The following is a 9,542-nucleotide window of genomic DNA, read 5'->3' on the forward strand; positions in this document are numbered from 1 at the left end:
GTCTATGGAGGTGAGTAGCCACCGATAGGTGGCCCCAAGAATGAGGGGCCGCGTTAGCGACCCCTTACAGCCGCTTTGAGCGGCTCACATCCCGAATGCCCCCGGCTTTGCCGGGGGATGGTTACCCGCGCGAGCAGCTTGGCCACATCGTCCGTCGCCTTGCCATCAACACCGGTGATGCGGTCGCCGGGCACGATGCCTTGCGGCGTGACTTCGACACCCGCGAGCCCGGCTTTGTGTGCTGCCGAGCCGGGGGTGACACGCAGCACGAACACGCCCTTGCTTCCCGTCAGTGCCAGCAGGCGCTGATTGAGCTGTTCGTCCACTTCAATGCCCAGCGCCGGACGGATGTACTTACCGGTCTTGATGAGTTGCGGGACTACGCGCATGACGGTGTCCACCGGCACGGCGAAACCAATCCCGGCCGAGGCGCCGGAGGGGCTATAGATCGCCGTGTTGATGCCGATGAGCCTTCCTGCCGAATCGAGCAGCGGCCCACCGGAGTTGCCAGGGTTGATGGCGGCGTCGGTCTGGATCAGGTGATCGATGGCCGGGCCGCCCGCTTCTCCGGGTAACGAGCGGTCGAGCGCGGAGACGATGCCGGTGGTGAGCGTCCAGTCCAGGCCGAAGGGGTTGCCGATAGCGAACACCTTCTGACCCACCTTGAGGTCGGCGCTGGTGCCGACCGGCACGGCCGGCGGGCGCTTGAAACCGACGCCAATCTTGAGTACAGCGATGTCGTGCGCTGGGCTTGCCCCCACCAGTGCGGCCTGGTAGTCGCGGCCGTCGGCCAGTTTGACTGTGGCTTCGGACGCTCCCTGGATGACGTGGAAGTTGGTGACGACGTGGCCGGCGTCGTCCCAGATGAAGCCCGAGCCAGTGCCGCGCGGCACGGAGAAGACGTTGCGCGTCCAGACATCGCGTACCAATTGTGCGGTAGTGATGTAGACCACCGAGGCGCGCGATTTCTCGAACAGTTCGATGGTGGCTTTCTCGTCCGCCGCCAGATCGCCACGCGCCGTCACGGTGCGATCTGCCGCCTCGCGCGGACTGAACCAGGCCTCGATGGCGGGCAGGAACTGCCACAGCAGCATGAGCGCGGCAATACAGGCGGTGATGAAGAGCCAGCGCCGGACGAAGTGGTCCGGCGCGGGACGTGGGTACGGGTCGGGGTAGGCCATGAGAAGTCTCCTGTTGATAGGCAATCAGCGCCACAGTCCGCTCGGGCGCCAGCGCGGTGGGCGCGGCGTCAAAGCGGATTCCGGCAAGAAATGGGGCGCGTGGGGTGGCAACGCTGATGCTGGCCCAGGCGCCAACGTCAGCAGACGTGAGATGCGCTCTTGCGTTGCCGGATGCGTGCGCAACCAGGAGGGTTCGGGATTGCCCCGTCCCGGCCACAACCAGGCACGCCATGAGCGGCTGACCCGCTCGATTTTCGGCAGCGCGGACGCCAGCCCCTGCGGGTCGCCAGTCAGTTCCGCAGCGAGGCGGTCAGCGTCGAACTCACGCACGCGAGACAAGCCGAGCTGTGCGAACAGGGCCAGCTGGGGCGATGCAGCCAATAACCATAAACCAGGCCAATAGACCTCCGCCGCGCCAACCAGCAGCGCGGGCAGGCTCAGCAGGATCGCGATCTGTCCCATAAGGGCCAGCAGGCTCGTGAGGCGACTGACGGAATCCGCCAGCCCCATGACGCGCAGATCCTCATTGGTGATGTGCGCGATCTCGTGCGCGAGCACACCCGCCAGCTCGCATGGGCTCAGGCGGTGCAGCAGGCCATCGGTGAGGGCGATCGATGCCTCCTGCTTCGATCCGGTGGCGAAGGCGTTGACGACGGCACTGGGCACGTAGTGCGGCACCGGCGTTGCGGGCAAACCGGCACGGGCGGACAGCTCGTGCAACAGGGGCCAAATTTCCGGGGCTTCGTGCGGGTGCAGCGCCCGGGCGCGGTATAGGCGCAAGGTCAAGGCGGATGCGGCTGCCGGTTCCAGCAGCAGCGTGCCTGCAACGGCAAACAGCGCGAGCCACAGGCCGCTTTTCCCGAACAGCAGGCTTCCTGCGGCGCCTGCGATCCCGACCAGGGTCAGGACCAACAACCCGGTCTGCAGGCGGTTGAGCCAGCGGTGTTGCAACAGCGCCGTGCGCGGATCACTGGGATGATGACGGGTCATGCTCAGAGGTCGCGGCGGCGCGGTCGCCGCGCTCGCGCAGCAGCCAGTAGGTCGCACCCAGAGCCAGCGTGGCGCCTGCCAGCGCGGCTATCTTTGCGGGGCTCGCCTCGGGGTCGAGGATCACGAACTTGCGCGCCAGCGCGATCAGGCCGATGAGGATCACGGTCTTGACCTGGATGATGCTGTCCTGACGCAGCGCCACGCGCACGATGGAATGCTTGAACTCCATCGCGATCAAGAGCGTCATGATCATGCCGAACACTCTCTGGAATACCTTGTGATCCAGGGGATTGAAGGCATCGAGAACCAGCAGCGTGAAGACGATGGAGATGACCTGGAACAGCGACACCACGATGATGATGGCACTCACCGCCGACAGCACGAGCGCGACGACCTGCTCGAAGCGCTCGTAAAAACTCATGATGGCCCATTGGTCACGCAAGACCTGAAATGGGTTAAGGCGTGTTGATTTCATGACGATGAACTCCCTGGAAAACGGCTGCTGTCGAGACGGCGGCGCATTGCGCTGATGTGTCCTTCAATCAGCTCGGTCGACATGCCAAGCGTCGACATAACCTGTTCCGCCAGCCCAATAGCTGCGGCAAAGGATTGCTGATACACGCGCACGTTGGGCATGGCGCGAAATGCATCGGCCGCGGTCGTACTTCTGCATGACACCCACAAGGTCAGCGCCGGACGGCGCTCGGCAATCGCCTGGGCGATGCGCAACGCTTGCTGGGCATGGGCGAACGTGAGCACCACCAGACGCGCTTGCGCCAACCCGGCAGCCAGCAGGGTATCGGGCCGACTCGCATCGCCATGGAACACCGGCACGCCGGCGGCACGCTCGGCCTCGACCTTCTGCGCGTCCGCCTCCAGCAGCAGATGCGCCACGCCGGCGTGGCGAAGAATCTCACTGACGGTCAGGCCAAGCTCGCCCGCGCCGCAGATGATGACGTGGTCTCGAAATCGCGCTGTCTGCGCGGTGATCTCAACTTCTTCAGCCTGGGGTGGCTGAATGACGCCGCCGGTGCGGCTCAAGAACCGGGCAAGTACATCGTGATGGCGGATCAGCAGCGGTGCCAAGGCCATGCTGAGCACCAGCGCGACCAGCATGGGTTGTACGACGGTCGCGGGAATCAGATGCTGCTGCAAGACCATGCCCAACAACAGCAGGGCGAACTCGCCGCCATGCCCCAACGCTATGCCCGTGCGCCAGGCATCGAGGGCGGACAGGCGCGTCGCCCGCAAGGCCAGGGTGTTGAGCCCGATCTTGACCGGTACCAGCACTGCCAGCCACGCGAACACCGCCAGTGGTGCCGAAAGAATCTGCGCTCCGTCCAACTGCAGGCCGATGGTCACGAAGAACACCCCCGACAACACATCGCGAAACGGTTTGAGGTGGCTTTCCATGTGGTGACGGAAGTCGCTCTCGCCCAGCACCATGCCGGCCAAAAACGCACCCAGGGCGGCGGATACGCCGACCGCGTGTGCAGCAGCGGCGGCAGCCACCACCACGCACAAGGAAACCAGCACGAAGGATTCTTCGTGGCCCTGCCGCGCCACCCAGCCCAGCAGGCCATGCAACAGACGACGGGAGGCGAGGGCCGCTGCCGCGAACAACATCAGCACGCCCAACACTTCGAGCAGCACGCTCTCGATCTTCGGCGACTCGCCGCGCGCCCAGATCGCCAGCAGGGCCAGCAGGGGCACGCTGGCCAGGTCCTGAAAGACCAGCACGCCGATGGCGCTGCGGCCGTGGCGGGTGGTGAGCTCGCCTTGGTCGGCCAGCTGTCGGCTGACCAGCGCCGTGGACGACATGGCCGCAGCAGTGCCGAGCAGCGCAGCGCTCTGAGCTGGCTGCCCCAAACCCATCAGCATCAGGGTCAGAGGTGCGGCCACAACGACCATCTGCAAACTGCCAGCCACCAGTACGGTCTTGCGAGTGAGCCAAAAGTGCCCGAGGGAGAATTCCAGTGCGACCATGAACAGCAGTAGCGCCACTCCCAGCTCGGACAGAAAATCAAGCGCTTCTCCCGGCGCGATCACGCCGGTGACTGAGGGGCCCAGTAAGGCGCCGACGGCGAGGTAACCCAGCAAGGCGGGCACTCTGAGCGCAGCCGTCACCACAGCCGCCAGACTGCACGCCGCCAGCAGACTCAGCGTAACGCCCAGCAGGCCCTGCATCGGTCAGCGCCCAAGCTGTGCCGATACCCAGCGCACGATGTCCTGCACGCCCATGGCGCCGGCCTGACGGGCGATCTCACGTCCCCCCTGGAACAGGGCGAGCGTCGGAATGCTGCGGATGCCGAACTGCGCGGCCAGGTGGGGTTCTGCCTCGGTATTGACCTTGGCCAGCCTGACCCTGGGTTCGAGCTGGCGCGCCGCTTGCTGGAACTGCGGGGCCATCATCTTGCACGGCCCGCACCAAGGTGCCCAGAAATCGACCAACAGTGGCAGGTCGCTGCGCTCCACGTGGCGCGAGAACGTCGCCGTGGTCAACTCGATGGGTTCGCCCGTGAACAAGGGCTGCTGGCAGCGGCCGCAGTTGGGATGTTCCGATAGCTTCGCAGTCGGTACGCGGTTGATGGACTGGCAATGCGGACAGACGAGGTGAAGATCATTCTTCATGGTTCGCCTCCTTGGACCACAGTGAGGCTGCCGCGCTTCGGGTCACAGACAATGCCGACCAATCAACGCCTTGGAGCCAAGCGTTCCCGTCTTTGCTTACTCCGGCCTCTTCCAAATGAGCAGCGATGAACGCTTCGGCCTGCATGAGCCACCTTTGGACAGTATCTTCCTTACTAGGAATCAGCAGGATTTCAGAGACGCTGCTGGCATCCAGCCCGTCCACACGGAGAAGCAGAAAAATGCGCCGCCACAAACGCGGCATGTCCTTCAGCAGGTCGAATGCAAAAGCGAACTCGCTCGACCGATCAACTAGCTCCTCCTGTTCCGCGATCGTTGCGGCATCGGGATGCTGACTGTCAGCGATAATATCGGCCAGCCTGAGTGTGTCATCGGGCTGATAAAATTCGAAGACTTCCTCTTCCACCATGGCCTCGGCGACGTCCTGGGCATCCGCTTCGACCGGCGCGTCCAGAGAAACGAATTCGCCAAATTGCCGGCTGTTTGCCACTTCGTGATCCAGGACGGCGAACAGATGCTTCAGAAGACCGATGTAAGCCGCTTTTTCTTCCGGCACGGATTGCCATCCAACCTCAGCTTGGACAATCGCTTCATCCACCACGTCGCGCAGCGTCGGATAATCGCGCGGTAAATCGCCGACGGCACGCAGATAAGCCAGCTCACGCCTTGCGACAGCCTCAAGTTTCGACAGTAGAGGCATTCGGGTCTCTTTGGCCTCATGGGCGGCTGACGCGGGTTTTGCGGCAATTCGCACCTTGAGCTCGCGCAAGCGCTCGCGTCGTGCTTTGCGCTTGATTTGATCCTGAGCATGCAGTCGGTCAAAATGCTTCTTGGCCTGACGGAACAACGACTGTGCGAGCATCTGCGCGAGGGGCGTCAGCTCGTCATGTGATGCAGTAACGCTGACAATCTTTTTGCCGGGCAGGTGCATATAGCCACTGGCCAGAAATTGCCGCTTGATCTTGTCGCGATCAAGGACGATTTGAAGTCGCACTGAATCTTTAGTGTGTTTGTCGAGCAATGGCTTGAGGGCGTGCTCGATCACATTTCCCAAAGCTCTCTGCCAAGGTTCATGAAACTCTTTGTCGATAGCTCGATAGCTATATTGAATCTGCATGCATGACTCCTTTGATGTCATTTCTATGGAGGCACGAACCGAAAATGCTCATATCCATAGAATTTAGTTTGACCCGCTCTTATCCCTGGCGCGTTTTGCGAAGACGCCAACTCAAGAACAAAAGCGTGACACCATAGACTGCCGCATAGAAGCCCAACAGCCAGCCTGCGGCCAGGAATGACTCGACCGGACGGGAAAAAAATATCCACAAGACGATAGCGCCAAGGACAATCGAGAGCAGTCCACTGAAGGCAAGCCAGATTTCACCCTTGATTTCTTGACGCAGCCGAACGGCGGCGGATATCTCCAGCACACCGGTGAAAATCGCCCAGAACCCCACGCTAGCCCATAAAAAAGAAGCCATGACCATCGTGGCGACCCAAGGAGCAACCAGGACGACGACGCCGGTAAGTATGCCGACAATGCCGCTGAACAGCAGCCAGCCCCAGCGCTCTTTTTTCTGGATATGGCGCACCGCTGCAACCAAGTTGAACGCGCCATTGACCAAGGAAAATGCGCCGAACATGATGGTCATGGCCAACAGAGCCGATTGTGGCATCCAGAACGCAAGGGCTGCAAAAATCAATGCCAAGACACCGCGCAGCACAAAAAGCCACCAATTTTGGCTCAGCGAACACAGTGCTTTGGTGGGGTCATCCGCATTGGAATTAGCGATGGTGTCTGTGTTCATGCAATATCTCCTAAAGATCTATACAAAATAAAAAATCAAACACTCATGGGACAAGAGAGGGGGTGCTATGCGCCCCCTCTCCAGGGGTTTCAGAACAACTTGGACAGTTTTACCTTGATTTCATCGAGCCAGCCTTTTCCGCCGCCTCCCCCAGCCGTCTTTTGCTTGACTTTCTTGAGTTCAGCATACAGGGGCTCAAAGTCCTTCTTCTTTCCATAGCCCAGTAGTTCTGCCATTTCCAACTGCTGCCGCGCTTCGTTCAATAATGTCTCCAGGCGCTCATTGGACGCTTCGCTCCGCTGACCATCTTCTACCAAGGTCTCGGCGCGCTTCAGGAGCAGCTTCGCACGCAGGACGGGCAGCGGAAGCACGCTGCGCTCCTCGACCAGCGTGCTGAGCGCTGACTGCAGCGCGGCTTTGGCTTCTTCGATCTTGCCCTGATCGATCAGCGGCACGACTGCCTTCACGGCTGCGGGATAGGACGCCAGAGGGATGTTGGTGACCGCGATCACGATTTCACTGGCCAGCAAAGCCAGCACGTGACGTGCCTGTTGCACCTCGCCATGTTTGAGGGCATCCAGCGCCTCGTCGGTCATCGCCTCAATGGTTTCCGTGTTGGCGAACAAGTCGTGCACGATGGTGCGCACATCAACGGGGGCCAGGGCGAGCGTGGGTTCGCGCGCAACGATCAGCTCCAGCTTTCCCGTCACTTCGGCCAGCGTTGCCAATGCGCGTGCAGCGTCCTTGCCGTCAAGTGCGGCCAGCGCTGATTTGGTCAGCGCCAAGGCCGAGACGGCCTCATCGAGGACTTGTTTACGTTTGTCTGCCGCCTGCGAGTCCGTTTCCTTCTGAACCTCAGGCTGTACCTCCGTGACGACTTCAGCCTTGGCCTCTGGACTGACAGGAAGGCTGCTTACCGCGGCCTGTTCGTTTATTTCTTTGTTCGTCGCATTGGGATTCGATGTTTGCTCATTCATGGTGATATGCCTCGTGTGAGTTAGTGAAAATAGGCGAATCTATTGGGGCTGACTGCGAACATCGCGAGACTGACCGACCGAACAGTCGGCCCCTTCATCACCTCAAAACAGCTTTTGGATGCGCGTCTTCAACTCGTCGAACCATCCCTTGCCGCTTTTGCCACCAGCCGACTTTTGCTCAATGGACTTCACCTGATCGAAGATGAGTTTGAAATCCGCCTTCTTGCCATAACCCAGGATCTGCGCCATCTCGATCTCCGTGCGCACGGACGACAGCAAGGTGCTGAGCTCCTCGTTCTGCTTGGCATCGCGCTTGTCGGTCTCGGCCAGCTTTTCAGCTTTTGCCATCGCGGCTTCAGCCCGTAGCACGGGCAGAGGAAAGGCGACCGAGGTCACCACCAGCGTGTTCAGTGCTCGGGCGAGTTCCGCCTTGGCGTCGTCGATCTTGCCGCTGTCGATGAGCCGTGCGGCCGACTTGATCGCTGCCGGGTACGTTGCCATCGGCAGGTTGTCGGTTTCGATCACGATTTCGCTGGCCAGATTGGCGACGATGGGCCGGGCCTTTTGCAGCTCGCCATCACCCAACAACTCCCGAGACAACTTGACCGCCTTCTTCACCGATTCCACGTTGGCGTGGATATCGTGGGTGATGACGCGTACATCGACCGGCGCCAAAGCAAGTTTGGCGTCGCGTGCCAATACCAGTTCCAGCTTTCCGCTGGCCAGTTCCAGCGCAGCGAGCGCGTCCTTGGTCTTCTTTGCATCAAGGAGTGTCAAAGCCTCCTGGGTCTTGGTGAGCGCCGTGATGGCGTCCTGAGTGAGCTCAGCACGCTTTTTTTCGGCTTCCCGGGCGGCCTTGTCATCTACCTGTGGCTGCGCCGCCTTGGATGCGGCAGAGGGTGCTGCAGCACCTGGGCTAGAACCTGCCGCCGATTGGGCCTGAGCCGGTCCGCTCAGTCCGACGACGACCGCCAGGGCTAGTGCGGAGAAGGTTGATTGGGGCTGTTTGATATTCATGATCTTGGGCTCCTAATTAAAGTTAGTTGACTGAGATTTCAATCTGTTTCGGTTTGGCTTGCTCGGCCTTGACAAGCCGCACTTCCAGCACGCCGTCTTTCATGGAAGCCGTCACCTTGGTCGGATCAACGTTGTCAGGCAAGACAAAGCTGCGCACAAAGCGGCCATACGCACGTTCGATGCGGTGGAACTTCTTGCCCTGCTCCTCTTTTTCCAGTTTGCGCTCGCCGCTGATGGTGAGCACGCCGTTTTCCGCGCTGACGCGCGCGGCATCCTTGGGGACCTCCGGCAGATCCAGCTTGAGGAGGAATGCGTTCTCATCCTCGCTGATGTCCGCCATTGGTGCCCAGTCCGCCGTGGTCATGGCTTCGTTGCCGGTACGGGCGCCCTGTCGCTGGGGTGTCCGTCCCAACATCGTCGCCAGGCGGTTTTGCAATTCATCCAGTTCCCGGAAGGGGTCCCACGGAGTCAATGCAGACATATCGGTTCTCCTTGAACAATGCCGGCGAATTGGATGACGCACCGAACAGAGCCGCCGGCTTACTCTGAATAGCGCCTACTACTTTTCGTTTCCATCAAGAACAAGTCCTTGGGTCAATTGAAGGATGTCGTTCTCGTCGAGCGTTTCCCGCGCCAGCAGTTCGCGCGCACAACGCTCCAGCACCGCGCGGTTGGTGTCGAGGATCCGGTAGGCGCGCTCGAACACGCCCATCACGATATCGCGGATGGCCTGATCGATGCGCGCCTGGGTCGATTCGGCCACCCGGCAGCCGCCTTGGGCCAGTTCCGGTGTATCGAGAAAGCGTGGCCGCTGCGCCTCGAAGGCGATGTAGCCCAGTCCTTCGTCCATGCCAAAGCGGGTGATCATGTCGCGGGCAATGTCGGTGGCCCGCGCGAGATCGTCTGAAGCCCCTGTGGAC

The 9,542-nt window shown here is 61.2% G+C and carries 9 protein-coding genes and 2 pseudogenes; all 11 read right to left on the reverse strand.

Annotated features, from left to right (window positions below; genetic code table 11):
• Positions 1–125: 125 nt before the first annotated feature.
• Positions 126–1,181: pseudogene (locus QZ709_RS14920) on the reverse strand (trypsin-like peptidase domain-containing protein); the annotation flags it as partial.
• Between the two features lie 24 nt (positions 1,182–1,205).
• Complete coding sequence (locus QZ709_RS14925) at positions 1,206–2,171, reverse strand: zinc metalloprotease HtpX (RefSeq protein ID WP_294638194.1); 966 nt, start codon at positions 2,169–2,171, stop codon at positions 1,206–1,208.
• Complete coding sequence (psiE-GI, locus tag QZ709_RS14930) at positions 2,149–2,646, reverse strand: heat resistance protein PsiE-GI (RefSeq protein WP_294638195.1); 498 nt, start codon at positions 2,644–2,646, stop codon at positions 2,149–2,151. The genes QZ709_RS14925 and psiE-GI overlap by 23 nt, the downstream gene beginning before the upstream one ends.
• Positions 2,643–4,358, reverse strand: coding sequence for a heat resistance system K+/H+ antiporter KefB-GI (gene kefB-GI / locus QZ709_RS14935; protein WP_294638196.1), 1,716 nt, complete (start codon positions 4,356–4,358; stop codon positions 2,643–2,645). Before kefB-GI ends, psiE-GI begins: the two co-directional genes overlap by 4 nt.
• Before the next feature lie 3 nt (positions 4,359–4,361).
• The gene (gene trx-GI / locus QZ709_RS14940) at positions 4,362–4,802 is read right to left on the reverse strand and encodes a heat resistance system thioredoxin Trx-GI (RefSeq protein ID WP_066695959.1); all 441 of its coding nucleotides are present in this window, start codon (positions 4,800–4,802) and stop codon (positions 4,362–4,364) included.
• Entirely contained in the window at positions 4,792–5,937 is a 1,146-nt protein-coding gene (locus tag QZ709_RS14945) for a hypothetical protein (RefSeq protein ID WP_066785469.1), read from the reverse strand. Before QZ709_RS14945 ends, trx-GI begins: the two co-directional genes overlap by 11 nt.
• A gap of 79 nt (positions 5,938–6,016) precedes the next feature.
• Positions 6,017–6,628, reverse strand: coding sequence for a heat resistance membrane protein HdeD-GI (hdeD-GI, locus tag QZ709_RS14950; RefSeq protein ID WP_066785458.1), 612 nt, complete (start codon positions 6,626–6,628; stop codon positions 6,017–6,019).
• A gap of 89 nt (positions 6,629–6,717) precedes the next feature.
• A complete protein-coding gene (gene yfdX2 / locus QZ709_RS14955; RefSeq protein WP_066785461.1) occupies positions 6,718–7,605 on the reverse strand; it encodes a heat resistance protein YfdX2 in 888 nt (295 codons plus the stop codon).
• Between the two features lie 102 nt (positions 7,606–7,707).
• The gene (yfdX1, locus tag QZ709_RS14960) at positions 7,708–8,622 is read right to left on the reverse strand and encodes a heat resistance protein YfdX1 (RefSeq protein ID WP_066785464.1); all 915 of its coding nucleotides are present in this window, start codon (positions 8,620–8,622) and stop codon (positions 7,708–7,710) included.
• A gap of 22 nt (positions 8,623–8,644) precedes the next feature.
• Entirely contained in the window at positions 8,645–9,103 is a 459-nt protein-coding gene (hsp20-GI, locus tag QZ709_RS14965; RefSeq protein ID WP_066785467.1) for a small heat shock protein sHSP20-GI, read from the reverse strand.
• A gap of 78 nt (positions 9,104–9,181) precedes the next feature.
• Positions 9,182–9,542 (reverse strand): annotated as a pseudogene (locus QZ709_RS14970) (cell division protein FtsH); the annotation flags it as partial.

The organism is uncultured Aquabacterium sp. (assembly GCF_913773725.1).
Classification (GTDB): Bacteria; Pseudomonadota; Gammaproteobacteria; order Burkholderiales; family Burkholderiaceae_C; genus Aquabacterium.